The sequence below is a fragment of the Pseudomonas sp. FG98 genome (assembly GCF_057808595.1).
The window spans coordinates 1-26052 of sequence record NZ_JBMDIJ010000081.1 but is presented as its reverse complement, the minus strand read 5'-3'; the positions used below and the strand labels follow the sequence as shown (position 1 = coordinate 26052).

Genomic DNA, 26052 nt, shown 5'->3' with positions numbered 1-26052 from the left:
CCCCCCCCCCCCCCCCCCCCCCCCCCCCCCCCCCCCCCCCCCCCCCCCCCCCGCCACAGGGGCGCTGCGGCGGGTATTACTCCTGATGCTCGCCCCGCTCGCGGGCAATGGCGCGGTAGCCGATGTCCTTGCGGTAGAACGCGCCTTCCCAATCGAGTTCCGCCGCCAGGCGATACGCCTGTTGCTGGGCGGCCTCGACCGTGTCACCCAGGGCGGTGGCGCAGAGCACGCGGCCGCCGCTGGTGACGACCTGGCCGTCCTTCAGCGTGGTACCGGCGTGGAATACCTTGCCCTGCAGGGCTGCGGCAGCTTGCAGGCCCTTGATCGGCGCACCCTTGGCGTAGTCGCCAGGATAGCCGCCGGCAGCCAGCACCACGCCCAGGCTCGGACGTGGATCCCAGACCGCTTCGACCTTATCCAGGGCCTTGGCCAGCGCGGCCTCGACCAGCAGGACCAGGCTCGACTCCAGGCGCAGCATGACCGGTTGGGTTTCCGGGTCGCCGAAACGGCAGTTGAACTCGATGACCTTCGGGTTGCCGGCCTTGTCGATCATCAGGCCTGCATAAAGGAAGCCAGTGTAGACGTTGCCTTCGGCGGCCATGCCACGCACGGTCGGGTAGATCACCTGGTCCATGACGCGCTGGTGCACGTCGGCGGTGACCACCGGTGCCGGGGAGTAGGCACCCATGCCGCCGGTGTTCGGGCCGGTATCGGCGTCGCCGACACGCTTGTGGTCCTGGCTGGTGGCCATCGGCAGCACGTTGGCGCCGTCGACCATGACGATGAAGCTGGCTTCCTCGCCGTCGAGGAACTCCTCGATGACCACGCGCGAACCGGCGTCACCGAAGGCGTTGCCGGCGAGCATGTCGCGCACGGCGTCTTCGGCTTCGGCCAGGGTCATGGCGACGATCACGCCCTTGCCGGCGGCCAGGCCGTCGGCCTTGATCACGATCGGCGCACCCTTTTCACGCAGGTAGGCCAGGGCCGGCTCGATCTCGGTGAAGTTCTGGTAGTCGGCGGTAGGGATCTTGTGGCGGGCCAGGAAGTCCTTGGTGAAGGCCTTGGAGCCTTCCAGCTGGGCGGCGCCGGCGGTCGGACCGAAGCAGTCCAGGCCGCGCTTGCGGAACAGGTCGACGACACCGGCGACCAGCGGCGCTTCAGGGCCGACGATGGTCAGGGAGACGTTCTTTTCGGCGAAATCGGCCAGTTGCTCCAGGGCCAGGACGTCGATGGCGACGTTCTCGCATTTGGCTTCGGTGGCGGTACCGGCGTTGCCTGGGGCAACGAAGACTTTCTCGACCCGTTGGTCCTGGGCGACTTTCCAGGCCAGGGCGTGCTCGCGGCCGCCGCTGCCGATGATCAAAACGTTCATGTCAAAACCTCGATGACGCTAATGCTGTTGGCTTTTATGGGAGAGGCCGGAGGGCAAGGTGCCTGCTCCGGCCTCATCGCTGGCAAGCCAGCTCCCACAGGGGGCGTATCAGTGACGGAAATGGCGCATGCCGGTGAATACCATCGCAATTCCCGCCTCATCGGCGGCAGCAATGACTTCTGCATCGCGCATCGAGCCACCTGGCTGGATCACGGCGGTGATGCCCACTTTCGCAGCGTTGTCGATGCCATCACGGAACGGGAAGAACGCGTCCGAGGCCATGACCGCGCCCTGCACCTGCAGGCCGGCGTGCTCGGCCTTGATCGCGGCGATGCGCGCGGAGTTGACGCGGCTCATCTGGCCGGCGCCGACGCCGATGGTCTGGCGGTTCTTGGCGTAGACGATGGCGTTGGACTTGACGAACTTGGCCACTTTCCAGGCGAAGATCAGGTCGTGGATTTCCTGTTCGGTCGGCGCGCGCTTGGTCACGACCTTGAGGTCGCCCTCGGTGATCATGCCGATGTCGCGGCTCTGTACCAGCAGGCCGCCGGTGACGCGCTTGTAGTCCCAGGCAGCGGCACGCTCGGCCGACCATTCGCCGCAGGCCAGCAGGCGCACGTTGGCCTTGGCCGCGACCACGGCACGGGCTTCCTCGCTGACGCTCGGGGCGATGATGACTTCGACGAACTGGCGCTCGACGATGGCGCGGGCGGTTTCGCCGTCCAGTTCGCGGTTGAAGGCGATGATGCCGCCGAAGGCCGACTCGGTGTCGGTGGCGTAGGCCAGTTCGTAGGCCTGGCGGATGCCGCCTTCAGGGCTGACCGCAACGCCGCACGGATTGGCGTGCTTGACGATGACGCAGGCCGGCTTGACGAAGCTCTTCACGCATTCCAGCGCGGCGTCGGTGTCGGCCACGTTGTTGTACGACAGTTCCTTGCCCTGCAGTTGCACCGCGGTGGCGATACCGGCTTCCGACGGCTTGGCCTCGACATAGAACGCCGCGCTCTGGTGCGGGTTCTCGCCGTAGCGCATTTCCTGGGCCTTGATGAACTGGCTGTTGAAGGTGCGCGGGAATTCGCTGCGGCCTTCGGTCGACAGGGTCTCGGCGGCCTGGTTCACGGTGCCCATGTAGTTGGCGATCATGCCGTCGTAGGCAGCGGTGTGCTCGAACGCCTTGAGCATCAGGTCGAAGCGCTGGGCGTAGGTCAGGCCACCGGCCTTGAGGCCTTCGAGGACGCTGGCGTAGTCGCTGGCGTTGACCACGATGGCCACGTCCTTGTGGTTCTTGGCCGCGGAACGGACCATGGTCGGGCCGCCGATGTCGATGTTCTCGATGGCGGTCGGCAGGTCGCAGCCCGGCTTGGAGATGGTGGCTTCGAACGGGTACAGGTTGACGGCGACCAGGTCGATCGGCTTGATCCCGTGCTCCTGCATGATGGCGTCGTCGGTGCCGCGACGGCCGAGGATGCCACCGTGGATTTTCGGATGCAGGGTCTTGACCCGGCCGTCCATCATTTCCGCGAAGCCGGTGTAGTCGGCGACTTCGACCGCGGCGACGCCGTTGTCCTGGAGCAGCTTGAAGGTGCCGCCGGTAGACAGGATCTCGACGCCCAGGCCTTGCAGCTCACGGGCGAATTCGAGGATCCCGGTCTTGTCGGAAACGCTGATCAAGGCACGGCGGATCGGCAGGCGGGTAGTCTGGTCGGTCATTTCAGATTCCATAACGCGGTGGAGTCAGCAAAAAAGGCGACCTCACGGGGAGTCGCCTTTTCTGGTTGGGGTTCATGCTTACAACAGGTCGTACTGCTTGAGTTTCTTGCGCAGGGTGCCGCGGTTCAGTCCGAGCAGCTCGCTGGCCTTGGTCTGGTTGCCCTTGACGTAGTTCATCACGCTTTCGAGCAAGGGGGCCTCGACTTCCGAGAGCACCAGGTTGTACACGTCCGTGACGGCCGCACCTTCGAGGTGGGCGAAATAGTTGTGCAGCGCCTTTTCCACGCTTCCGCGAAGGGTCTGGCCCTCTTCGCTGGGGGTATTGAGGTGCTGTTTCAGGTTGACGTTGTCGCTCACGGGCGTTGTTCCACTCACTAAAGTCTCGGTCATCATCGTCATGCGGCCACCCCTTGTCCGTCCTCTGTCTCAAGGCTCTGTTCGCGTTCGCGGAAGAACTGGCGAACGTCGGCGCATTGCGCATCTGTGTCTTCCAAACGATTGAACCGGGCGCGGAATTCCCGGGCCCCCGGTAACGTTGCCAGGTACCAGCCAACGTGCTTGCGGGCGATACGCACGCCCATTACATCGCCGTAGAAGGCATGCAGCGCTGCCAGGTGTTCCAGCAGAATCCCTTCCACTTCGCCCAGCGCTGGCGCCGGCAGGATTTCACCGGTGCGCAGGTAATGCTCGATCTCGCGAAAGATCCAGGGTCGTCCCTGGGCGGCACGACCGACCAGCAGGCCGTCGGCGCCGGTGCTGTCGAGCACCTGGCGCGCCTTGGCGGGTGACGTGATGTCGCCATTGGCGAACACCGGGATCGATACCGCCTGCTTGATCGCCGCGATGGTTTCGTACTCGGCTTCGCCGGTGTACAGGTCCGCGCGGGTCCGGCCATGTACGGCCAGTGCCTGGATCCCGGCCTGCTCGGCGATCTTCGCCACGGTCAGGCCGTTCTTGTTGTCCCGGTCCCAGCCGGTACGGATCTTCAGCGTCACCGGCACCTCCACTGCGGCAACCACCGCGTGGAGGATTTCGCTGACCAGCGCTTCATCTTTCAATAAAGCAGAGCCTGCGGCCTTGTTGCAGACTTTTTTCGCTGGGCAGCCCATGTTGATATCGATGATCTGCGCGCCCAGCTCCACGTTGGCGCGGGCCGCCGCCGCGAGCATCTGTGCATCGCCACCGGCGATCTGTACCGAGCGTGGCTCGGGATCGCCTTCGTGGATCATGCGCAGTCGCGATTTGCGGCTGTTCCACAGGCTCATGTCGCTGCTGACCATCTCCGACACCACCAGACCCGCGCCCATCCGTCGGCAAAGCTGGCGGAAAGGCTGGTCCGTGACTCCGGCCATCGGGGCCAGGATCAGGTTGTTCTGCAGTTCGTATGGGCCGATGCGTACCGCCGACATAGGAGTTCCCTGTTGTGGGGCCGGATCATTAGAGTTCGAAAAAGGGTGGGCATGATACCCGCTCTCGATGACCGGATAAAGATGAATCTGGATAAAATCTGAACAGTTACGCCGTACGGAAGAGGCAAAAACGACTTGCCAGCGGCGCCGGAAAGCCGGCGCCGCTGGCAAGGGATCACTCGGGCGAGCGGAAGCTGAGGCTGTAGTTCACCGCTTTCGGACCCGGATCGAGGATATCCAGGGCGATGTGGATGGGGGTCTGGCTGGGCATCTCGGCCTTGCCGGCCAGTTCGCCGCTGAGGTACTCGGCGGGCTTGAAACGACGGCTGGCGATCAACTGGCCGTTGAGGTCGGCGAAGCGCAGTTCGAGCAGCGGGAAAGGCTGGGAGAACGGCGCACGGTTGTAGATGATCGCGTCCACTACCAGCGCGCCCTTGAAGTCGGGATGGCTGCGCACCACCAGGTTGCTGCTCTTGATCCGGGCAATGTCGACCTTGGACGGCACCTCGCAGCCGAGGGTCGGGCACAGCTCCTGGAACCACGGACGGTATTGGTCCTGGCGGGCCAGTTCGTCGAAGTGATACCAGATGTATTGACCGGCCAGGCCAGCGGCGGCCAGCAGGATCAGCAAGCTCCACAGCAGCTTGCGGCCCAGGGTGCTTTTCGGCTTCTGCCAGTCGAGCTGGATCGGGTCGTCGACCAGGTCGACCAGGGATTCCTTGCGCGCCGTGCTGCCGGCCGGTGGCAGGGCACCGAGTCCCGGTTCGCGGCGGTCGCCAGGCTCCGGTTCGAGGTCTTCCGGTTCGTCATCGTCGTCGCGGGCCGACAGGCGGGCGCCGCGCTCGACGGGCTCGTCCGGCTCTTCGTCATCGATCGCCAGCGAGCGGACCGGCGGTGTGTCATCCGGTTCCGGCAGATCCAGCGACAGCGAGGGCTCGGTGCGGGTTTCCGGCAGCGGCTCTTGTTCCTCGGCGCGATCCAGTTGCAGCGGCGGCTCGTCCAGGACCGGCGCTACCGGGTCGCGCTCCTCGGTGCTGAACAGACCATCTTCCAGGCGCTCGTCGGCGTCGGCCTCGTCGCGCTTGGCGCTGAGGCTGTCTTCACGGCGTGAGGCAGCGTGGAACGACAGGCTGGGCTGGATCTCGCGCTGTTCCAGGCGGGCCAGTTCGCTGTCCAGGTCGAGCTGGTCCAGGTCGACTTCGCCCCAGGCCGGCAGGGCCGGGCCTTTCTCGACGGGAGCGGGTTCGCGTGGTGGCTCTTCGACTTCCCGCGGCGCTGGTGCCGGGGGCGGTGCCGCTTCGACAGGCGCCTCGACCGGCGGCGTCAGCACCGATTGCAGTGACGCGTTCTGCTCCAGCAACTGCTTGGCGGCATTGAACACTTGCAGGCAATTACCGCAGCGCACCACGCCGCGCGCCACGCTCAGCTGGTTATGGCTGACGCGAAAGCTGGTCTGGCAATGCGGGCACTGGGTGACGAAACTGTCGGTCATGCGGCGATCCGGGGGTTAACTGAAATCAGTCTAGTAGGAGCTGGCTTGCCTGCGAAGGACCGCAAGGCGGTCCCCGGAAAACTCACCGACGACGCCCACTGATCCGTACCCAGCCGTCGCGCACGACGATCGGGTCAAGCTCGAAGTCCGCCGCATACGCCGCCGCCACTTCCTCGCCCTGTTCGGCGAGGATGCCGGACAGCGCCAGCAGGCCGCCCGGACGCACCAGGCCGCTGAGTTGCGGGGCCAGCGATACCAGCGGGCCGGCGAGGATATTGGCTACCAGCACGTCGGCCTGCATGGCCGGCATCTGCTCGGGCAGGTACAGGTCAAAGTCCGCTTCGGCGATGCCATTGCGCCCGGCGTTGTCGCGGGAGGCCTCAAGGGCCTGCACGTCGATATCGGTACCCGTGGCACGGCGGGCGCCGAGCAGCAGGGCGGCGATGGCGAGGATGCCCGAGCCGCAGCCGAAGTCCAGCAGGTTGACGCCGCTCAGGTCCTGGCCGTCCAGCCATTCCAGGCACAGGGCGGTGGTCGGGTGGGTGCCGGTGCCGAAGGCCAGGCCCGGATCCAGCAGCAGGTTGACTGCATCAGGCTCCGGCGCTGCGTGCCAGCTCGGCACGATCCACAGGCGCTGGCCGAAGCGCATCGGCTGGAAGTTGTCCATCCAGCTGCGTTCCCAGTCCTGGTCGGCGATGACTTCGGCGTGATGTTCCGGCAGCTCGGCGCCGGTCAGCAGTTGCAGGTGGGCGAACACCGCCTCGGGCTCGGCATCGGCCTCGAACAGCGCCAGCAGGTGGGTGTTGGACCACAGCGGCGTGGTGTTCAGGTCCGGCTCGAAGATCGGCTGGTCTTCGGCATCCATGAAGGTCACGGAAACCGCGCCCACTTCCAGCAGGGCGTCTTCATAGGTTTCGGCCTGTTCCGGAGTGATGGCCAGACGAACTTGTAACCAGGGCATGGAGGTACCTTTACCAGGTGATTGAGAGCAGTGCTGCGAAAGCCCGCCAGTTTACGCGAGCCGCGCGGCAAAGGATAACCAACCTTTCTAACTATCTATCACCGCTGCACAGCACGGCTCGCGCAACCTGACCGTCCTCATCCAACAAGGAGTCAGATGATGAGCATGAAGATAGAAGACGGTGCGGCGCGCCTGTCGCTGTTGCAACTGACGCGCTGGGAGCTGTGGATAGATGCATTCTTCGACGATCGGCCATTTTTCGAGGTGTTCGCCCACGAACGCCTGATGGTCCACCTGCGTACCTACTACCCCCGGGGCGACGTGGCGCCGTCCTTTCCCCAGGCATTGCTGCGGGATCTGTTGCAGCGCTTGATCGACGGCCGCTTGCCGGACTTCGATGCCGACCTGCACGGTGCGCTGCGCTGGCTGGACGACAAGGGCGTGCAGGAGAGCGAGGAAGGCTGGAGCGAGCGCCAGCAGATCATGGCGCAGATCATCGAAGGGGCGGCCTCCGGATTGCTGGAGGACTATTGCCATTCGCTGCTGCGGCGCTGGGAGCAACGGCCCGCCGGGCTCGATGCCGGCAGCGCCATGGGTGAGCGCTTCCTGAACGGGCTGGATGAACATTGCTCGGCACTGAAGACCTTGTTCTGCACCGAAACCCTGAAGCGTTTCGATGGCAGCACCCTGCGCCAGCACCTCCAGGCCATGGACCAGCGCTGGCGGTTGTCCTTCGAGCAGGGTGGCAGCCTGTCCGAGGCCGATCGCCGACAGATCGACACGCTGATCCAGGCGGCGCTGGGCGACTGGTTTGGCGGCCTGGGGCGCGAGGATCTGGACACTCTGCGCGACTTCCAGCGTCGTCATGCGCTGCTGCGGGAACAACTCAGGTTGCTGCTGGATGGTGTGGAGACGCTGCCGGCCCATGCCCGGCAGGCGATCATCGATTACTGCCGGGTCGGGTTCGGGCTGGAGATAGAGCCCGACGAGTTGCAGGTTGCGACCCGCCTTGACCACCCCGAGTACCCGCTGACCCGTACCTTGCGCCTGGCCGAGCTGGCGGCGGAGGGGCCGTTCCTGCCCGGCGCCGGGAAGACCCGGACCTTGCTGCGCGATGCCGGCGCGCTGAACCAGGCGCTGCCTGACGATCTGCTCGATGAGCTGCTGCGCGAGGTCGACCCTCGTGCGACCTACCACCGCTGCCTGGCAGAGCGCTATGCCAGCCCCGAAGTGATCGCCGCGCTCCACGACCTGAACGACCTGCGTCTCCAGCAAAGTGCCTTTATCGGACGCTGCAAGGGGCACCTGAGCGCCGAGGCCTATGCCCGGGTCCTGCGCGTGCGTGGGGACAACGGTGCCGGGGCGGGCGAGGCCGGCGACAAGGTGACCGGGGTTTCCCAGTTCCCTGACGAGCCGCTGGCGCAACTGCTGCTGTTTTACCACCAGGACGAAGAGGGCCAGCTGTCCAGCCTGGTGCTCTATGCGCCGGACAAGCCTGACGGCCAGGAGTGGATCGAGTTGCCGTCGCTGCGTGGCCTGGCGGTGGAACTGGGCAGTTGGCTGGCAGGTGAGGCCGGCACGCGCTACCTGCTGGACCGGATCAATGTCAAAGGCCAGCGCAAGGCCGAGCAGTTCTTCCGCGACGTTCGCGAGCGCCCGGATAGTTGGGACCTGTCCCGCGATCACCGTGGCCCGCATCACGGCTACGCCGAATGCAGCCGCGCCCTGATCGAGCTGGGGCGAGACAACCACTTGGACCAGATCGCCTGGTACGAGGCGCCGCTGTGGCTCGCCCAGTTGCCGCCGGACAAGCGCCAGCAGATCGCCGGGCTCAACGAGGATCTGCGCCTGCTCAACCAGGCGATGCAGCAGCAGGTCGATGAACAGGAAAGCTTCCTGGCCTTTTCCCGGCGCACGGTAAAGGCCGATATCGCCGGTTACCTGCGCGAGTGCGGGGTGACCGACGAGGTCGACCCGCAAACCATCCTGTTCGACTTCTTTCCCGGCCTGACTGCCTCGGCAAAGATCTCCCGCACCCTGCTCGACCTGGCCATGTATGGCCATGACGACAACTGGGGCCTGGACAACCCGCGGATGCCAGTGCGCTCCTCGGTGGGACAGGACCTGAGCAGGGTGCGGGCCTCCGAGCTGACCACCTACCTGCGTAGTGCGTATATCGGCGACCGCTATGCTGCGTCGATTCGCGCTCAATTCCTCGATCCGGGCAAGCCGGCCTATGCCCGGCGCCGGCAACTGCATTTCGCCCTGGCGCGGACCACCTTGCGGCGTGATGTGCATGTCACCTACGGCAAGGCAATGATCGAGGCAGCAGACCGCGACTGGCTGCTCGAAGAGATCGAGCGCCTGGCCGAGGTGCGCCCGTCCCAGGACGAATCGGCGGACAACATTGCCGACGCGGGCCTGTTCCGCTTCACCCTCGATGGGCGCAAGAGCACCGGGCTGTATGTGTTCCGGCGCGTCGTTGGTGGTGTCGCCGAGGACTGGCTGTACACCCCGCAAGCCCCCGACCGGCTGACCCTGCGCAAGTACAAGAGCTTCGTCGGCGCCGGGCGCGGGGCGATGCACGACTGGTATCTGCAGCACCTGCGTTTCGTCGACCGCCCCGTGGTGTCGGAGTGGCTGATACGGCTGGCCAAGGGCGAAGGGGGCCGCGATACCTTGCGCGAGGGCAGTCGCATCAGCGATTTCATGGCCGAGTACGACGAGTACCTGGAAAGCCATATCAGCGATATCGAGGCGGTGACCCGGAGCCGTCACGAGGTGATCGTCGAGCAGGTGACCAAGGGGCTGCTGTATGCGGCGTTTCCCTTGAGCCTGGCGTTTCCTCCGCTGGGCTTCGTCCTCGATGCGGTGTTCCTGGCCATCGGCAGCTACAAGGCGGTCGCCAGCCATGTCGCCGATGATGATTCGGCGGCGCTGAACCATTGGCTGGGTGTGGCGGCCGGGCTGTGGGGGCTGGTCTTGCCGGGGGCCTGGGGAGCGCTGGCCCATGCATCGCGGGCGGGCCTGCGCAAGGCCAGCGAGGTGAGCCGCTGGAACCAGTTGGCCCAGCAGGCCCGGCCGGGCATTCGCCAGGGCGAGCGGGCGGCGGGCAGCGTCATGGATGAGCGCCGCGCGATCAAGCGGGTACCGGACAATCTGCGGCGCATGGAACAGGGCGGCATCTGGCGCGGTGTCTATCGGCACAGCGGCCGGGATGGCCAGGACACCTTCTATGTCAACGATCGCGGGCGCTACTTCCAGGTGGTGCATGACCACGACCTGCATACCTTGCGCCTGGTCGATCCGCTCCATCCGCGCGCGCAGTACCGGGTGCCGATCCGCCTGGGGGCGGGTGAACGCTGGCAGTTCAATGAGCAGGTCGGGCTGCGCGGCGGGGCACCGACCCAGCATGTCGGCCAGGTATGGGAGGTGGCGGATGCGTTTCCGGCGCGGACCAATCCATTGCCGCAGCGTGGCGCCTTGCAGGGTGAGGGACTGATCGCCCGGTTCGATGCGCAGGGCAGCGACAACTACCTGTATTCGCTGAACGTCGAGTCCTGCGTGGTGGCTTGCCTGTACAACCCGGCGACCCGCAGTGGTGCGCTGATCCATATCGACCACAATATCGGCCGGCTGGTGGAGGAAGCACTGGACTCGGCGTTGCAGGGCATTCGCCAGGGCGGGGAACAGGGGCGAATCAGCGCGATCCTGGTCGGTGGCGATTGGTTGTCGGGCGGCGCGGATATCGGCGGGCCGGTCCGCTCGGCCCTGGCCCGGCGCGGGATCCAGGCGGACTGGGACCATTGGTCGTATTCGTCGTGCCTGGGCAACATCTACGGTGTTCGCCTCGACCTGGCCGAAGGCGTCGCCAGCGTGTTCACCACGACCCGTTCCAGCGTGCAGAAAGTGATCGACCCGATCCTGCTGGATGCGGTCCGTGGTGGTTCCAGCGCCATCGCCGAAAGGGCCAGGCGCTTCATGGCTCGCTTCCGTCTGGAGCCACTGGTGCAGCGTGCAGATGGGCAGATCACCACCCTGAATGGCAAAGTCGCGACTGCCCAACAGATCGAAGCGCAGGCCTTGCAACTCACCACCCTGGGTAGCTGAAGCCCCAAAACGAGAAAGCCCCGAACCTGGGTTCGGGGCTTTCTGTCATTCATTTACCGTGAGGCAAAAGCGGCGGGATCACTCCGATGCCAGCTTGTGCTCCAGGTAGTGAATGTTGACGCCGCCCTTGCAGAAGGCTTCGTCACGGACCAGCTCACGGTGCAGCGGGATATTGGTCTTGATCCCGTCGACCACGATTTCGTCCAGGGCATTGCGCATACGGGCCATGGCCTCGTCGCGGTCCTTGCCGTAGGTGATCAGCTTGCCGATCAGCGAGTCGTAGTTCGGCGGAACCGAGTAGCCGCTGTACAGGTGGGAATCGACGCGAACGCCGTTGCCGCCCGGAGCGTGGAAGTGCTTGACCGTACCTGGGCTCGGGATGAACTTCTTCGGGTCCTCGGCGTTGATCCGGCACTCCAGGGAGTGACCGCGGATCACCACGTCTTCCTGGGTGAACGACAGCTTGTTGCCAGCGGCGATGCTCAGCATCTCCTTGACGATGTCGATACCGGTGACCATTTCCGAAACCGGGTGCTCTACCTGCACGCGAGTGTTCATCTCGATGAAGTAGAAGCGGCCGTTCTCGTAGAGGAACTCGAAGGTGCCGGCGCCGCGGTAGCCGATCTCGACGCACGCCTGGACGCAGCGAGCGAAGACTTCTTCGCGGGCCTTCGGATCGATGCCCGGTGCCGGGGCTTCTTCCAGGACCTTCTGGTGACGGCGCTGCAGCGAGCAGTCACGGTCGCCCAGATGCACGGCGTTGCCCTGGCCATCGGAGAGCACCTGGACTTCCACGTGACGTGGGTTGGTCAGGAACTTCTCCAGGTAGACCATCGGGTTGCCGAACGCAGCACCGGCTTCGGTACGGGTCAGCTTGGCCGAGGCGATCAGGTCTTCTTCCTTGTGCACCACGCGCATGCCGCGACCACCACCGCCACCGGCGGCCTTGATGATCACCGGGTAGCCAACCTCGCGGGCGATCGCCAGCGCGGTTTCTTCGTCTTCCGGCAGCGGGCCGTCGGAACCCGGTACGGTCGGAACGCCGGACTTGATCATGGCGTCCTTGGCCGACACCTTGTCGCCCATCAGACGGATGGTGTCGGCTTTCGGGCCGATGAAGGCGAAGCCGGATTTCTCGACCTGCTCGGCGAAGTCGGCGTTTTCCGCGAGGAAGCCATAGCCAGGGTGAATGGCGGTGGCACCGGTGACTTCGGCGGCGGCGATGATCGCCGGGATGTGCAGGTAGGAATCCTTGGACGAGGCCGGGCCGATGCACACGGACTCGTCAGCCAGGCCCAGGTGCATCAGCTCGCGGTCGGCCGTGGAGTGTACGGCGACGGTCTTGATGCCCAGTTCCTTGCAGGCACGCAGGATACGCAGGGCAATTTCGCCGCGGTTGGCGATCAGAACTTTTTCCAACATCGCAGGCTCTCCGCGGTTCAAACGATGGTGAACAGCGGCTGGTCGAACTCAACCGGCTGACCGTCTTCCACCAGGATGGCGTCGATGACGCCGCCGATATCGGCTTCGATGTGGTTCATCATCTTCATGGCTTCGACGATGCACAGGGTGTCGCCTTTCTTCACTGCCTGGCCGACTTCAACGAAGGCTGGCGAGGTTGGCGAAGCCTTGCGGTAGAAGGTACCGACCATTGGCGAACGGATCACGGTGCCTTTCAGTTGTGGTGCGGCGGCGGCAGCTTCGGCAACCGGAGCGGCAGCGGCAGCAGGCGCGGCAACTGGAGCGACAGCGGCGGCAACCGGGGCCGGCGCGTAGTACTGCTGGGCTGGAGTCTTGCTGTGGCGGCTGATGCGCACGGACTCTTCGCCTTCCTTGATCTCCAGCTCGTCGATGCCGGACTCTTCCAGCAGTTCGATCAGTTTCTTGACTTTACGAATATCCATTAATCATCAACTCCCAAGATTTGGTCAGGGTCGTATGAACGTGATTCAAACGTTCTTGTAAGCCTGGCGACGGCCAGGCTCGCGTTATTCAGGCTTTTTTGCCGGCGGCCAGTTGTTCCAGGGCGGACTCCAGGGCCAGGCGGTAACCGCTGGCGCCCAGGCCGCAAATCACTCCCACGGCAACATCCGAAAAGTAGGAGTGGTGACGGAACGGCTCGCGCTTGTGCACGTTGGACAGGTGCACTTCGATGAATGGGATGCTCACCGCCAGCAATGCGTCACGTAATGCGACGCTGGTGTGAGTGAAAGCCGCCGGATTGATCAGGATGAAGTCCACGCCTTCGTTGCGCGCGGCATGGATGCGGTCGATCAGTTCGTATTCGGCGTTGCTTTGCAGGTACTGCAGATGGTGGCCGGCGGCGCGGGCACGCTGTTCCAGGTCCTGGTTGATCTGCGCCAGGGTCACGGCGCCATAGACACCGGGTTCGCGCGTTCCGAGCAAGTTCAGGTTGGGGCCGTGCAGCACCAGTAGGGTCGCCATCTGCGCATCCTTTGATTTTTTGTAGGACATGAATACAAGCGCGGCGACTATGCCGTAAAGCACAAGGGACTGTCCAGTTAACTGCAATAGCCAGCACGTTGACCGAGATTCGCGCAAAATATGTGACTATTTTGTTAATCCCGGTCATCGCTCGCGGTTTTTTCGCGGCCTCAGCAGTTATAGACGCAGATCGGCGCGGATGCGCTGGAGATGTTCGGCGAATTCGCCGGCGTTCGTCTCACCCACTACCCGGGCAGCGGTGTTTTCGTTGCCGTTTGCCGCAAAGAACAGCAGTGCTGGCGGGCCGAACAGTTGGTAGCGGTCGAGCAGGGCGCGCTGTTCGGCACTGCTTTGCGTGATATCGAAGCGCACCAGCCGGTATTCCTTGAGCAATGGCAGCACGTTCGGCGCATTCAGCACTTCATGCTCGATCACCTTGCAACTGATGCACCAGTCGGCGTACCAGTCCAGCACCAGGGGCTGGCCGGCGGCCTTGGCTTCGGCAAGGACGCGGTCAAGTTCGGCGGGGCTGTCGATGGTTTGCCAGGTGTCGCTGGCGGGCTGCACGGCTGCGACCCCCGTGCTTGCCGTCGGCAACGGCCGCAGCGGATCGCTCTGGCCACTCAGGGCGCCGTACCAGCAGGCCAGGGCGTACACCAGCAGAAGCAGGCCGAGCAGTTGCGCCAGGCGCTGTCGCGGGGTTTTCACGATGAACTCCAGCGCCCCGAGGAACAGCGCCACCCCGGCCGCCAGCAGGCCGACCAGCAGCAGCGTCACCTGCCCCGGCAGCACCCGGCTGAGCAGGCCGATGGCCAGGCCCAGCAGGAGGACGCCGATGGCGTTCTTCACGGTGGACAGCCACGGACCGCTCTTTGGCAGCCAGGCCGCGCCGCCGGTCGCCACCAGCAGCAGCGGGGCGCCCATGCCCAGGCCCAGGGCGAACAGCTTCAGTGCTCCCCCCAGCGCGTCACCGCTGGCGCTGATATAGAGCAGGGCTCCGGCCAGGGGCGCCGAGACGCAGGGCGACACCAGCAGGCTGGAGACCACGCCAAGCACCGCGGCGCCAAGCAGCGAACCGCCCTTGGTCTTGCCGGCGACGCGGTCGAGACGCTCGTTCAAGGCCCGCGGCAGCTTCAGTTCGAACAGGCCGAACATGGCCAGGGCGAAGACCACGAAGAACAACGAGAACGGTACCAGCACCCAGGCCGATTGCAGGCGCGCCTGCAGGTTCAGGCTGGCGCCGAACAGGCCCATCAGCGCGCCGAGCAGGGCGAAACAGGCGGCCATCGGCAGCACGTAGGCCAGCGACAGGGCCAGGCCGCGCAGCCCGCCGACCTGCCCGCGCAGGACCACGCCGGAGAGGATCGGCAGCATCGGCAGCACGCAGGGGGTGAAGGTCAGGCCGACGCCGGCGAGGAAGAACAGCAGCAGGCTGTTCCAGGTCCAGCCTTCCTTGACCGCACCCGGAGCCGCTGGGGCCGGGTTGGCCGCGCCGCTGCCGGCGATGCTCAGGCGTTCGGTTTCCGGCGGGTAGCACAGGCCTTTGTCGGCGCAGCCCTGGTAGGTCACCACCAGGGTGAAGGGGCGGGTGTCATTGGTACGTGGCAGGTCGATATCCAGGATGCCGTGGTAGACCTCGACATCGCCGAAGAACTCGTCGTGCTTGGCCTCGCCGGGCGGCAGTTGCGGGCTGCCCAGGGCGATATCGGCGGGTTCGGTGCGGAACTGGAAGCGATGACGGTAAAGGTAATAGCCCTCGGCGGGGACGAAGCGCAGCTTGATGGTCTTGCTGTCGCCTTCGATCAGGTTGAGCTTGAAGGCTTCGCGCACCGGCAGGAAGTCGGCGCTGTTGTTCAGGGACGGCGCGCCGAGGGTGGCGCTGGGGCGGCTGTCGAGCAGGCCGGCGCCCATGGCGGGCAGGGCCAGGGCCAGCAGCAGGAGGCAAAGCAGACGACGCATGATGGTCTCGCGGGGGCGGAGTTGTCCGCATGATAGCGGACTCGGACGATTGTCGCTGTTCAGCTGAAGCAGCGGGTCTGGGTCAGCGGTTGAGGCTGCGTTCGAAAGCTGCCAGCACGGTACGTTCCGACTGCACCAGATAGGTTTCGAGCATGCGTGTCGCTTCGTCCGCGCGGCCTTCTTCGAGGGTGCGCAGGATGGCGGCATTCATGTCGACGTAGGGCGAGTGCAGGAACTCCGGATTTTTCAGCAGGCCGAACGCCAGGCGCAACTCGGCGGAGATCTGCCCGTAGAAGGTCAGCAGGCGTGGGCTGTCGGCCATTTCGACGATGGCGCGGTGGAAACCCATGTTGGCGGTACCCACCGCCGTCCAGTCCTGGGTCTCCCGGGCCCGCATGCCGGCCTCGACCGCCTCGCGCATATGCACGGCGCCAGGATGCTGGGGGTAGCCCTGGCTGATGGCCTTGCATTCGATGAAGCGGCGGATGCGATAGATGTCGATGATCGACGACATGTCAGGCACTGCGACGCTTACCCCGCGATTGGGTTCGTGCTTGAGCAGGCCTTCTTGGGTCAGGACCCTGAACGCCTCGCGCAGGGTGTTTCGTGAAATCTGCAGGGTTTCCGCCAACGTTGCTTCGGACAGGCGCTGGCCGGGTACCAGTTGGCCCTCGACCAGCATTCTGCGCATTTCCAGGGTGATGGATTCTCCAAGTGTTCGGGGCAGTGGAGAAGAAGCGTCGTTCATTACGAAATCCAGAAGTAAGAAAAGCCGCACCGATATTCCATGACCGCTCCATCGGTAGCAAGGTCAAAGGCTCCGGTCTGCTTCATAAAGTAGCAAGCTTGTGGTGAAGGGTAACAATTTGGTGCATTTAGCCATACCATCCATATAAGATTGTTGAACAATCAATGCTGATGTTTCCTACATTTGTGGCATTCCTGATGGTGTTTGGCATGCACATTGCTCGGCAGGGTTATCTCCCACCGCAGGAATAACGCCGTGACACAGACCACCCTTGAGTTTACGAAGGCGAGACGAGCTTCCTTGATCGCTGCGATGTTCATGATGGCTACCTCCGCCATCGGGCCCGGGTTCCTGACCCAGACCGCCACCTTTACCGCGACCCTCGGCGCTGCGTTTGCCTTCGGCATCCTGGCTTCGATCCTCATCGACTTCGTCGTGCAGTTGAACGTCTGGCGTATCGTCACCCTGACCCGCATGCGGGCCTCGGACCTCGCCAACGCGGCGATTCCGGGCAGTGGTTACGTGCTGGCGTTGCTGGTGATTTTCGGCGGGCTGGTGTTCAGCATCGGCAACATCGCGGGGGCTGGCCTGGGGCTCAACGCCCTGACCGGTCTCGATCCGATCTGGGGTGGTGCGCTGAGCGGGCTGCTGGCCATCGGCATCTTCTCGTCGCACCGAGCCGGTGTGGCAATGGACCGCATCATGATCGTGCTGGGGATCCTGAAGATTTCCCTGATCATGTTCGCCGCCTTCGCCTCCCACCCGCCGCTGGGCGAGGCACTGCGTCAGTCGGTGTGGCCTGACTTCGTCGACTTCGCTTCCATTACCACCATCGTCGGCGGCACCGTCGGCGGCTACATCACCTACGCCGGCGCCCACCGTCTGCTCGACCGCGGCACCGTCGGGGTGGAAAACATCGATGTGGTCACCAAGGCGGCCCTCAGCGGCATCCTGGTCACCGGTATTGCCCGCTACGTGCTGTTCCTGGCCATTCTCGGCGTCGTCGCCAGTGGCGTGGTCATCGATGTTTCCGGCAAGGGCGCCAACCCCGCAGGCCAGGCCTTCGGCGCGGCCGCCGGCCAGGCTGGCATGCTGATGTTCGGCCTGGTGCTGTGGGCTGCCGGTATCAGCAGCATGATCGGCGCGTCCTACACTTCGATGTCGTTCATCACCGTGTTCTCCAGCAAGATCAACGAGCGGGCGCGCAACCTGGCCACCGTGGGCTTCATCTTTATCGCCCTGATCGCTTACCTGATCCTGGGCAAGCCACCGGCTGCGCTGCTGGTCTTCGCCGGCGGCTTCAACGGCCTGATCCTGCCGCTGGGCCTGAGCCTGTTCATGTACGTGGGCTGGCGCCGTTCCGACCTCATGGGCGGTTACCACTACCCGCGCTGGTTGCTGGTGCTGGGTGTACTGACCTGCCTGTTGTCGTGGTTCATGGCCTTCAAGTCGGCCGGCGCCATCTTTGCCTTCATCGGCGCTGCCTGATTCATACGGAGACCTGACTTATGCATGCCATCGACCTCAACAGCGACCTGGGTGAAAGCTTCGGCGCCTGGAGCATGGGCGACGATACGGCGATCCTCGACGTCGTCAGCAGTGCCAACGTGGCCTGCGGCTTCCATGCCGGCGACCCGGCCGGCATCCGCCAGACGCTCGCGGCAGCTGCTGCCAGGGGCGTGGCGATCGGCGCCCATGTCGCCTATCCGGACCTGGTCGGCTTCGGGCGGCGCAACATGGACATACCGGCCGAGCAATTGACGGCCGACGTGATCTATCAGATTGGCGCCCTGCAGGGGCTGGCACGCAGTGTCGGAGCGCGGGTCACCTACGTCAAACCCCATGGCGCGCTGTACAACACCATCGCCAGCGACCCGCGCCAGGCGGCGGCGGTGATCGAGGCGCTGTTGAGTGTCGACCCCGCGTTGCAACTGGTTGGCCTGGCCAACTCGCCGCTGCTCGACTGGGCCCGCGAGGCCGGCCTGTCATGCGTGGCCGAAGCGTTCGCCGACCGCGCCTATACCGATGAGGGCGCGCTGGTATCGCGCAGCAAGCCCGGCGCGGTGCTGCACGATGCCGAACTGATCGCCCAGCGCATGCTGCGCCTGGTCAACGAAGGCGTGATCGAGTCTGTCGACGGACGCGTGATCGCGCTGCAGGCCGACTCGATCTGTGTCCACGGCGACAGCCCCGGCGCAGTGACCATCGCCCGCACCCTCAAGGATTGCCTGCAAGCAGCAGGCGTGCAGATTCGCGCATTCAGCCAAGGACAACCTTCATGAGCCTTCTCCAGCAAGCCCGTCAGTCAGCCGCCATCGCTCGTGCCCGCTATCGTGCCGGCGAGGTCGAACCCACCGCCGGCATCGCCCCGGGCCTGACCCAGGCCAACATGATTTCGCTACCGCGCGAGTGGGCCTATGACTTCCTGCTGTTCGCCCAGCGCAACCCCCAGGCCTGTCCGTTGCTCGATGTCACCGAGCCCGGCAGTCACACCACCTTCCTTGCCGAAGCGGCCGACCTGCGTACCGACCTGCCGCTGTACCGGGTCTGGCGTGACGGCAAACTGGTCGAAGAGCTGCGCGACGGCACCCCGCTGTGGGCGCAGCACACCGACCTGGTGACCTTCCTGATCGGTTGCAGCTTCACTTTCGAGAGCGACCTGGTGAACGCCGGGATCGATGTCCGGCACATCAGCCAGGGTTGCAATGTGCCGATGTACCGTACCAATCGCCAGTGCCGGCCTGCCGGGCGTTTGCAAGGCGAGATGGTCGTCTCGATGCGCCCCATCGACGCCAGCCGGGTGGCCGATGCGGTGAAGATCACGGCGCGCTACCCCAGTGTCCATGGTGCACCGGTGCATGTGGGCGAGCCCGCGCTGTTGGGCGTCAGCGATCTGGCCCGGCCGGACTTCGGCGATGCCGTATCGATCAAGCCTGGTGAAGTACCGGTGTTCTGGGCCTGTGGTGTGACGCCGCAAGCCGTGGTCATGGCTTCTCGCGTACCCTTCGCCATCACTCATGCGCCGGGGCACATGTTCATCACTGACGTCCCCGACAGCTACTACCACGTATAGGAGAGGATCATGCGTTTCTATCCGGTCAGCCTGGACGCCATCCTGGTTGAGTTGGCGAATCTGGACGAGACCCTTGCCCTGTTCGGTTCATTGCAGCGCACGCCGATTGCCGGCGTGCAGGAGATCGTTCCGGCGGCGCGGACCTTGCTGGTGAGTTTTCGTCCGGCTGCGGTCAGTCGCGAAGCGCTGGCTGCGCAGATCGCCGCGCGCGACCTGAAGGGCAGCGTGCGCCAGGTGGGCAAGCTGATTGAAATCCCGGTGCACTACAACGGCGAAGACCTGGACGATGTCGCCCGCGAGCTGGGTATCAGCGTCGACGAAGTGATCAAGCGTCATACCGGCAGCGACTACGACGTAGCGTTTTGCGGGTTTGCCCCGGGTTTCGCCTACCTGAGCGGTGGGGCAGGCTTCGTGGTGCCGCGACGGAGCACGCCGCGCACGCGCATTCCGGCCGGTGCGGTGGCCCTGGCGGGCGGCTTCAGTGGGGTTTATCCACAGGCCAGTCCGGGTGGCTGGCAGATCATCGGCATCACGCCACTGAAAATGTGGGACCTGGAACGTGAGGAGCCGGCGCTGTTCCAGCCGGGCTACCGCGTGCGCTTCTGCGACGCCGGGCCGTTGCCGGCGGCGGGCCTGACGGTAGCGGTGCCGCGCCGTGAGTGCCGGGCCGAAGTGACCGGAGAGCATCTGGAGGTGGTTGCCCCTGGCCTGCAAACCCTGCTGCAAGACCTGGGGCGTCCCGGCCGGGCGGGCGAGGGCGTGTCGGCCTCCGGGGCGATGGATCGCAGTGCGTTGCGCGCGGCCAATCGCGCGGTGGGCAACGACCCGGCGACGGCGTGCCTGGAAGTGCTGATGGGCGGCCTGCGCGTGACCAGTCATGGGCAGACCGTGGCGGCGATCAGCGGTGCCGAGGTGGCGGTCGAAGTGCTGACCGCGACCGGCCAGCGCTTGCGCCCGGCGTTGTACACGCCCTTTGCCCTGCACGAAGGCGACCAGTTGACCCTCGGCGCGCCCACTGCCGGTTTGCGCAGCTACCTGGCGGTACGGGGTGGTTTTGCCGTCACCCCGGTGCTCGGCAGCCTGTCCACCGACACCCTGGCCCAGGTCGGCCCCGCGCCGCTGGTGGCCGGTGACCGTCTGGGACTGCACGTCACCTCGGGCGGCCTCGCCGTGTCGCTCGACGAGCAGCCGTCGTTCGCCATGCCGCAGCGTGACGAGGTCATCACCCTGGATGTGGTCATGGGCCCGCGCAGCGACTGGTTCACCCCGGCTGCGCAGGAACTGCTGAGCCAGCAGACCTGGCAGGTCACGCCGCAATCCAACCGCATCGGCATTCGCCTGGCCGGTGAGCAGCCGCTTGAGCGCGCCGTCGAGGGCGAGCTGCCCAGCGAGGGCACCGTGGTCGGCGCGATCCAGGTGCCGCCCAGTGGCCAGCCCGTGCTGTTCCTGGCCGACCACCCGCTGACCGGTGGCTACCCGGTGATTGGTGTGGTTGCCCCCTATCACCTGGACCTGGCCGGGCAGATTCCGGTCAATGCGCGTATTCGCTTCAATCCGCTGAGTGCCTTCGAGCAAGTGCTGCCAGCCTCTTCAGACGAGATCAAGAACAAATGAAAAAAGTACTGATTGCCAACCGTGGCGAGATCGCTGTGCGTATTGCCCGTGCCTGCCGCGATTACGGCGTGGGTTCGGTGGCGGTGTACGCCGATGGCGATATCGACGCGCTGCATGTGCGTCTGGCCGATGAGGCCTGGTCCCTTGAGGGCCAGCGCTCCAGCGATACCTACCTGAATATCGAGAAGCTGCTGGCCGTGGCGGCCCGTTCAGGCGCCGACGCGGTTCATCCGGGTTATGGCTTTCTCTCAGAGCGTGCCGACTTCGCCCGCGCCGTGATCGATGCCGGGCTGACCTGGATCGGCCCGGACCCGAGCACCATCGACGCACTGGGCGACAAGGTCCAGGCCCGTCACATCGCCCTGAAAGTCGGTGCGCCACTGGTTGCCGGCACGGCGAACCCGGTCAAGGACGCTGCCGAAGTGATCGCCTTCGCCGAACAGCATGGCCTGCCGATCGCCATCAAGGCGGCATTCGGTGGCGGCGGCCGAGGCCTGAAAGTGGCCTGGCAGATGGACGAAATCACCGAGCTGTACGAGTCGGCGGTGCGTGAAGCCGTCGCGGCCTTCGGGCGCGGCGAGTGCTTCCTCGAACGTTTCCTCCATCGTCCCCGGCACATCGAGGCGCAGATCATCGCCGACCGTCATGGTCGTGTGGTGGTGGTCGGTACCCGTGACTGCTCGTTGCAGCGGCGTAACCAGAAGCTCATCGAAGAGGCCCCGGCGCCGTTCCTCGATGACGCCTTGCGCCAGCGCATCCACGAGTCGGCCCGGGCGATCTGCGCGGAGGCCGGCTATGTCGGCGCCGGCACCGTGGAATTCCTGCTCAGCGGCGACGGCACCCTGTCGTTCCTTGAAGTGAATACCCGCCTGCAGGTCGAACACCCGGTCACCGAGGAAACCAGCGGTATCGACCTGGTGATCGAACAACTGCGTGTCGCCGAGGGCCTGCCGCTGTCGTTCCAGGAGACACCGGTGCCACGCGGGCACAGTTTCGAGTTCCGGATCAACGCCGAGGATGCCGGTAACGGTTTTCTGCCGACGCCGGGACGCATCGAGCAGTTCCGTGCACCGTCCGGCCCGGGCGTTCGGCTCGACACCGGGGTGGTCGAAGGCTCCAGCGTGTCGCCCAACTTCGACTCGATGATCGCCAAGCTGATCGTCACCGGCGCCACCCGCGAACAGGCGATCAGCCGCGCCCGTCGTGCCCTGGCCGAGTTCCAGGTGGAGGGCGTGGCCACCGTGCTGCCGTTCCATCAGGCGGTGATGGCCCATGACGATTTCACCGCTCCCGACACTTTCGCCGTGCACACCCGCTGGATCGAGACCGACTTTGCCGAGCGGGTCACCATTGCGCCTCGCAGCAGCACGCAGGCGGACCCTGAGGTGCTGCGGACCTTCATCGAGATCGACGGCAAGCGGCACGACCTCGGTTTGCCGGCGGCACTGCTGCGCGGTCTGAGCCTGAACCGCCCGGAGGCGGAGCCCGACACCGGTACAACGGTCGAAGCCGACCCGCAGGCAGTGACCAGTCCGGTCGCGGGCAATCTGCACGCCTGGGTGGTCGAAGACGGTGCGACGGTCGAAGCCGGGCAGGTGATCGCGGTGATGGAGTCGATGAAAATGGAAACCTCGATCCTGGCAGCCTGTGCCGGAAAGTTGCAGATCAAGGAACAAGCGGGTCGTTACTTCGAAGCCAATGCCGTATTGGGTCGTATCGAAGTCGAATAACCAGCACTAGCGTTTTTATTTAATAACAGCCTGCCATCGGGATGAATATCCCGATGCTGCCGGCTGCCGCGAATAAAGCCGCCAGGCAACTTGCAGTACCCAATAACTAAAAATGTGTGTCGATTGAATCTGCCACTCTCAGGGGACTAATTGAATGTCGATGACCAAGGCTGTTGCGATTACGTGCGCGTGTGTTTCCTTGTTTTCACTCGAAGCGTCGGCGGACTTCATTGCCGATAGCAAGGCCAGCGTGGAACTGCGTAACTTCTATTTCAACCGGGACTTCCGCAATGGTTCGCCTACCTCGCAGCGCGACAATGCCGCCGAATGGGCGCAGGGCGTGCTGCTCAAGTTCGAGTCGGGCTATACCGCCGGCACCGTGGGGTTGGGGCTCGATGTGCTGGGCATGTACGGCGTCAAGCTGGACGGAGGCGATGGCTCCGGTGGTACTGGCCTTTTGCCGGCGGACCTCAGCTCGCGCAATGGTCGTGGCTCGCAGAACGAGTACGCCAAGCTGGGCCTGACCGCCAAGGCGAAGGTCTCCGAAACCGTGCTCAAGGTCGGTTCGCTGGCGTTCCGCTCCCCGGTGGTGTCGAGCAACGATACCCGGCTGCTGCCCGCCACCTTCGAGGGGGCGATGATCAACTCCAGCGATATCGATCGACTGACCCTGCAAGGCGGCCGGCTGACCCAGATCAAGTTCAACAGTTCTACCAACTACCAGGACTTCACCGGCAACCGGATTGGTGGCGTCAGTGATGAGTTCCTGTTTGGCGGCGGTACTTACGCCTTCAGCAAGGCACTCAGTGCCAGCCTGTACTACGGCAATCTGGAAGATGTCTACCGGCAATATTACGGCGGTATGGTGTATGAAATTCCGCTGGCGGAAAAACAGTCGTTGAAGTTTGATCTGCGTTATTCGAAAAGTACCGAAGATGGAAACTTCCGTGCGCTCGACAACCGTGCGGCGAACGGTCTGGTGGCCTATACGCTGGGTGGCAGCGTATTCACTGCCGCGTATCAGCGCATGAGTGGCGACGATCCCTTCCCCTATATCGCCAACAGCGACCCGTACCTGGTCAACTTCGTGCAGATCAACGACTTCGCCAATACCGAGGAACGCTCGTGGCAAGTGCGTTATGACTACAACTTCGCGGCACTGGGCCTGAATGGCCTGACCTTCATGACGCGCTACGTCAGTGGCGACAATGTGCTGGTGGCAGGCAGCAACAGCGGCAAGGAATGGGAGCGCAACACCGACCTTGGCTACGTGGTGCAAAGCGGCGTGCTGAAGAATGTCGGGTTCAAGATCCGCAACGCCACGGTGCGTTCCACCTTCGGCAACGACCTGGACGAAACCCGCCTGATCCTGAGCTACACCCTGGCGCTCTGGTAGTCGCGCCCCACCGGCAGGGGTGTCCGTTCGCCGGTCCGGCAACGGGCACCGCCAGGTCCGCCATACAAGGAAATGACCGATGAAACCCCTTGGGTTCAACCAGAAGATATTGCTGAGTGCCTCGCTGGTGATCGTGCTGGTATTCGGTGTGTTCTGCGCCTTGAACGATGTTCGCCTGCGCCACGACACCATGCAGCGCATCGAGCACGGCACGCGCAGCCAGGCGGGGGCCATGGCCCACGATATCCAGAGCTGGCTGGAAGGGCGGCTGCTGCTGGTCAAGGGCGTTGCCGGGCTGCTCGGTCGCGGCTCCGACTCCGACCTCGACCCGGATCGGCTGCTGGCGACGCTGCGCATGCCGGTGCTGCAGGACACCTTCGTCGCCAGCTACGTGGGCACCCGTGACGGGGCCTTCCATATCGAGCCGCCGCGGCAGATGCCAGCCGATTACGACAGCCGCCAGCGCCCCTGGTACAAGGACGCCCTGGAGACGGGTGCAGTGATGACCGAGCCCTATGTCGGGGTCGGTATCGATTACCAGGTCATCAGCCAGGCGGTGCCCATCCGTTCCGGTAATCAGGCGCTGGGCGTTCTTGGTGTCAACCTGAGTATCGAAACCATCGCCCGGACCCTCAATGCGCAAGCCTTCGAGGGTCGTGGCTACGCGTTTCTGGTGAACAAGGAGGGCAAGATCCTGGTTCACCCGGACAAGGCCATGATCGGCAAGACCCTGGCGGACCTGTTCATGGGCCAGGCGCCGGCGCTGACCGACCGCTTGAGCGAGGTCACCTCCGCCGATGGCGTGAAGCTGACCCTGTTCATGCCCATCAAGGGCCTGCCTTCGCAGAACTGGTACATCGGCATCGCGCTCGATCAGCCGGTGGTGCTGGCCAGCCTGACCGCGTTCCGCCTATCGGCGATCATCGCGACGATCGCTGCGGTGCTGGTGACCTTGTTGCTGTTGGGGCTGGTACTCCGTTTGCTGATGAGACCGCTGCATCAAATCAGCCATGCCATGCAGGATATCGCCCAGGGCGAAGGCGACCTGACCCGTCGGCTGACGATTACCTCGCAGGATGAGCTTGGTCGGCTGGCGCAGGGCTTCAACCGTTTCGTCGATCGCCTGCATGCCTTGCTCAGCGAAGTGTCGTCGACCACCAATACGCTGAAGCAGGCGACCGGCAACGTGCTGGAAGCGTCCAACTCGTCCGTGGCCAAGGCCCGCACCCAGGCGGGCTACACGTCCAGCATCGCCGCCGCCATCGAAGAGCTTGGCGCGACGGCGCAGAATATCGCCGGCAGTGCCTCGGTGGCCTCGCGCGAAGCCAGCGGGGCGCGGCGGCAGGTGAGTTCCAGTTGCGCATTGGTCGAAGACACCGTGACCACCATGCGCAGTCTCCAGGGCAACATCCAGACCACCCGTGCGCAGATCGAAGACCTCAATGCCCGCAGCGCCGACATCGGCAAGGTGCTGGAGGTGATTTCCGCCGTCTCGGCCAAGACCAACCTGCTGGCCTTGAATGCGGCGATCGAAGCGGCGCGCGCGGGCGATGCAGGGCGTGGTTTCGCGGTGGTCGCAGACGAAGTCAGAAGCCTGGCCCATCACACTCAGGAAGCCACCGAGGAAATCCGTGTGGTCATCGAGGCGCTGCAACAAGGGGCTACCCATGCCGCGCAGACCATGCTGGTCAGCCACGAAATGGGCAGCCGCAGCATGCAGGTGGCCAACGAGGCGGGTAGCAGCCTGAGCGCCGTGGTGTCGGGTATCGGCCAGATCGACGACGTGAGCCTTACCGTGGCGGCGGCGACTGAACAGCAATCCACTGCGGTGGAGCAACTCAACCGTGATGTGCATGAAATCAGCCGTCTGAACGAACAGAGCAGCGATAACCTGGTCGCCACCCTGCAGGCCTGTGCGCAATTGGATGTCGAGGTGGGGAGGCTGCGAGCGGTCGTCGATACGTTCAGGTTGTGATCGGCAAGATCGATGTCGAGGCGGATGGCCTCATCGTCGGCAATGCCGACTCCCACAG

The 26052-nt window shown here is 64.7% G+C and carries 19 protein-coding genes; 8 read left to right on the top strand and 11 right to left on the bottom strand.

From position 1 onward, the window contains the following. Positions 1 to 76: 76 nt before the first annotated feature. The 6 genes from purD to prmA all read right to left on the bottom strand — a co-directional run bounded on the left by purD (position 77) and on the right by prmA (position 6944). On the bottom strand, positions 77 to 1372 hold the full coding sequence (purD, locus tag ACODSK_RS27595; RefSeq protein WP_489020586.1) for a phosphoribosylamine--glycine ligase: 1296 nt from the start codon (positions 1370 to 1372) through the stop codon (positions 77 to 79). Between the two features lie 108 nt (positions 1373 to 1480). Continuing rightward, on the bottom strand, positions 1481 to 3082 hold the full coding sequence (purH, locus tag ACODSK_RS27590; protein WP_489020585.1) for a bifunctional phosphoribosylaminoimidazolecarboxamide formyltransferase/IMP cyclohydrolase: 1602 nt from the start codon (positions 3080 to 3082) through the stop codon (positions 1481 to 1483). 78 nt (positions 3083 to 3160) lie between these two features. Next, on the bottom strand, positions 3161 to 3481 hold the full coding sequence (gene fis / locus ACODSK_RS27585) for a DNA-binding transcriptional regulator Fis (protein ID WP_003186237.1): 321 nt from the start codon (positions 3479 to 3481) through the stop codon (positions 3161 to 3163). Further along, positions 3478 to 4491 carry a tRNA dihydrouridine synthase DusB gene (dusB, locus tag ACODSK_RS27580; protein WP_489020583.1) on the bottom strand — a complete coding sequence of 338 codons (1014 nt, stop codon included), beginning with the start codon at positions 4489 to 4491 and terminating at the stop codon, positions 3478 to 3480. Before dusB ends, fis begins: the two co-directional genes overlap by 4 nt. A gap of 175 nt (positions 4492 to 4666) precedes the next feature. Further along, positions 4667 to 5983 carry a DUF3426 domain-containing protein gene (locus tag ACODSK_RS27575; RefSeq protein ID WP_489020581.1) on the bottom strand — a complete coding sequence of 439 codons (1317 nt, stop codon included), beginning with the start codon at positions 5981 to 5983 and terminating at the stop codon, positions 4667 to 4669. An 82-nt stretch (positions 5984 to 6065) separates the two neighbouring features. Beyond that, the gene (gene prmA, locus ACODSK_RS27570) at positions 6066 to 6944 is read right to left on the bottom strand and encodes a 50S ribosomal protein L11 methyltransferase (protein WP_489020579.1); all 879 of its coding nucleotides are present in this window, start codon (positions 6942 to 6944) and stop codon (positions 6066 to 6068) included. A 159-nt stretch (positions 6945 to 7103) separates the two neighbouring features. Between prmA and ACODSK_RS27565 the strand changes: the two genes are divergently transcribed. Then, positions 7104 to 11054, top strand: coding sequence for a dermonecrotic toxin domain-containing protein (locus ACODSK_RS27565; RefSeq protein ID WP_489020577.1), 3951 nt, complete (start codon positions 7104 to 7106; stop codon positions 11052 to 11054). Positions 11055 to 11132: 78 nt separating this feature from the next. Here ACODSK_RS27565 and accC read toward each other — a convergent pair whose 3' ends face one another. The 5 genes from accC to ACODSK_RS27540 form a co-directional block, all read right to left on the bottom strand. After that, a complete protein-coding gene (gene accC / locus ACODSK_RS27560; protein ID WP_489020575.1) occupies positions 11133 to 12476 on the bottom strand; it encodes an acetyl-CoA carboxylase biotin carboxylase subunit in 1344 nt (447 codons plus the stop codon). Between the two features lie 17 nt (positions 12477 to 12493). Continuing rightward, on the bottom strand, positions 12494 to 12958 hold the full coding sequence (accB, locus tag ACODSK_RS27555; protein ID WP_489020573.1) for an acetyl-CoA carboxylase biotin carboxyl carrier protein: 465 nt from the start codon (positions 12956 to 12958) through the stop codon (positions 12494 to 12496). An 88-nt stretch (positions 12959 to 13046) separates the two neighbouring features. Beyond that, positions 13047 to 13499 carry a type II 3-dehydroquinate dehydratase gene (gene aroQ / locus ACODSK_RS27550; RefSeq protein ID WP_489020572.1) on the bottom strand — a complete coding sequence of 151 codons (453 nt, stop codon included), beginning with the start codon at positions 13497 to 13499 and terminating at the stop codon, positions 13047 to 13049. Between the two features lie 177 nt (positions 13500 to 13676). After that, positions 13677 to 15458, bottom strand: coding sequence for a protein-disulfide reductase DsbD (locus ACODSK_RS27545; RefSeq protein WP_489020570.1), 1782 nt, complete (start codon positions 15456 to 15458; stop codon positions 13677 to 13679). A gap of 82 nt (positions 15459 to 15540) precedes the next feature. Then, the gene (locus ACODSK_RS27540; protein ID WP_489020568.1) at positions 15541 to 16206 is read right to left on the bottom strand and encodes a GntR family transcriptional regulator; all 666 of its coding nucleotides are present in this window, start codon (positions 16204 to 16206) and stop codon (positions 15541 to 15543) included. A gap of 255 nt (positions 16207 to 16461) precedes the next feature. Here ACODSK_RS27540 and ACODSK_RS27535 point away from each other — a divergent pair, with 255 nt between their 5' ends. The 7 genes from ACODSK_RS27535 to ACODSK_RS27505 all read left to right on the top strand — a co-directional run bounded on the left by ACODSK_RS27535 (position 16462) and on the right by ACODSK_RS27505 (position 25994). Further along, positions 16462 to 17694, top strand: a complete 1233-nt coding sequence (locus ACODSK_RS27535) for an NRAMP family divalent metal transporter (RefSeq protein ID WP_489020566.1) — start codon at positions 16462 to 16464, stop codon at positions 17692 to 17694. Positions 17695 to 17714: 20 nt separating this feature from the next. Next, the gene (locus ACODSK_RS27530; RefSeq protein WP_489020564.1) at positions 17715 to 18488 is read left to right on the top strand and encodes a LamB/YcsF family protein; all 774 of its coding nucleotides are present in this window, start codon (positions 17715 to 17717) and stop codon (positions 18486 to 18488) included. Further along, on the top strand, positions 18485 to 19279 hold the full coding sequence (locus ACODSK_RS27525) for a putative hydro-lyase (RefSeq protein ID WP_489020562.1): 795 nt from the start codon (positions 18485 to 18487) through the stop codon (positions 19277 to 19279). Before ACODSK_RS27530 ends, ACODSK_RS27525 begins: the two co-directional genes overlap by 4 nt. Positions 19280 to 19288: 9 nt before the next feature. Continuing rightward, complete coding sequence (locus ACODSK_RS27520) at positions 19289 to 20893, top strand: 5-oxoprolinase subunit B/C family protein (protein WP_489020560.1); 1605 nt, start codon at positions 19289 to 19291, stop codon at positions 20891 to 20893. Beyond that, positions 20890 to 22623 carry an acetyl/propionyl/methylcrotonyl-CoA carboxylase subunit alpha gene (locus tag ACODSK_RS27515; protein ID WP_489020558.1) on the top strand — a complete coding sequence of 578 codons (1734 nt, stop codon included), beginning with the start codon at positions 20890 to 20892 and terminating at the stop codon, positions 22621 to 22623. The genes ACODSK_RS27520 and ACODSK_RS27515 overlap by 4 nt, the downstream gene beginning before the upstream one ends. 154 nt (positions 22624 to 22777) lie before the next feature. Beyond that, positions 22778 to 24019, top strand: coding sequence for an OprD family porin (locus ACODSK_RS27510; protein ID WP_489020556.1), 1242 nt, complete (start codon positions 22778 to 22780; stop codon positions 24017 to 24019). A gap of 79 nt (positions 24020 to 24098) precedes the next feature. Further along, positions 24099 to 25994: a methyl-accepting chemotaxis protein gene (locus ACODSK_RS27505; protein WP_489020555.1), complete on the top strand. Its 1896-nt coding sequence runs from the start codon at positions 24099 to 24101 to the stop codon at positions 25992 to 25994. The last annotated feature ends 58 nt before the right edge of the window (positions 25995 to 26052 follow it).

Coding starts and splice junctions, on each gene's coding strand:
- purD (WP_489020586.1), bottom strand. CDS start 1,372: ATGAACGTTTTGATCATCGGCAGCGGCGGCCGCGAGCACGCCCTGGCC.
- purH (WP_489020585.1), bottom strand. CDS start 3,082: ATGACCGACCAGACTACCCGCCTGCCGATCCGCCGTGCCTTGATCAGC.
- fis (WP_003186237.1), bottom strand. CDS start 3,481: ATGACGATGATGACCGAGACTTTAGTGAGTGGAACAACGCCCGTGAGC.
- dusB (WP_489020583.1), bottom strand. CDS start 4,491: ATGTCGGCGGTACGCATCGGCCCATACGAACTGCAGAACAACCTGATC.
- ACODSK_RS27575 (WP_489020581.1), bottom strand. CDS start 5,983: ATGACCGACAGTTTCGTCACCCAGTGCCCGCATTGCCAGACCAGCTTT.
- prmA (WP_489020579.1), bottom strand. CDS start 6,944: ATGCCCTGGTTACAAGTTCGTCTGGCCATCACTCCGGAACAGGCCGAA.
- ACODSK_RS27565 (WP_489020577.1), top strand. CDS start 7,104: ATGAGCATGAAGATAGAAGACGGTGCGGCGCGCCTGTCGCTGTTGCAA.
- accC (WP_489020575.1), bottom strand. CDS start 12,476: ATGTTGGAAAAAGTTCTGATCGCCAACCGCGGCGAAATTGCCCTGCGT.
- accB (WP_489020573.1), bottom strand. CDS start 12,958: ATGGATATTCGTAAAGTCAAGAAACTGATCGAACTGCTGGAAGAGTCC.
- aroQ (WP_489020572.1), bottom strand. CDS start 13,499: ATGGCGACCCTACTGGTGCTGCACGGCCCCAACCTGAACTTGCTCGGA.
- ACODSK_RS27545 (WP_489020570.1), bottom strand. CDS start 15,458: ATGCGTCGTCTGCTTTGCCTCCTGCTGCTGGCCCTGGCCCTGCCCGCC.
- ACODSK_RS27540 (WP_489020568.1), bottom strand. CDS start 16,206: ATGAACGACGCTTCTTCTCCACTGCCCCGAACACTTGGAGAATCCATC.
- ACODSK_RS27530 (WP_489020564.1), top strand. CDS start 17,715: ATGCATGCCATCGACCTCAACAGCGACCTGGGTGAAAGCTTCGGCGCC.
- ACODSK_RS27525 (WP_489020562.1), top strand. CDS start 18,485: ATGAGCCTTCTCCAGCAAGCCCGTCAGTCAGCCGCCATCGCTCGTGCC.
- ACODSK_RS27520 (WP_489020560.1), top strand. CDS start 19,289: ATGCGTTTCTATCCGGTCAGCCTGGACGCCATCCTGGTTGAGTTGGCG.
- ACODSK_RS27515 (WP_489020558.1), top strand. CDS start 20,890: ATGAAAAAAGTACTGATTGCCAACCGTGGCGAGATCGCTGTGCGTATT.
- ACODSK_RS27510 (WP_489020556.1), top strand. CDS start 22,778: ATGTCGATGACCAAGGCTGTTGCGATTACGTGCGCGTGTGTTTCCTTG.
- ACODSK_RS27505 (WP_489020555.1), top strand. CDS start 24,099: ATGAAACCCCTTGGGTTCAACCAGAAGATATTGCTGAGTGCCTCGCTG.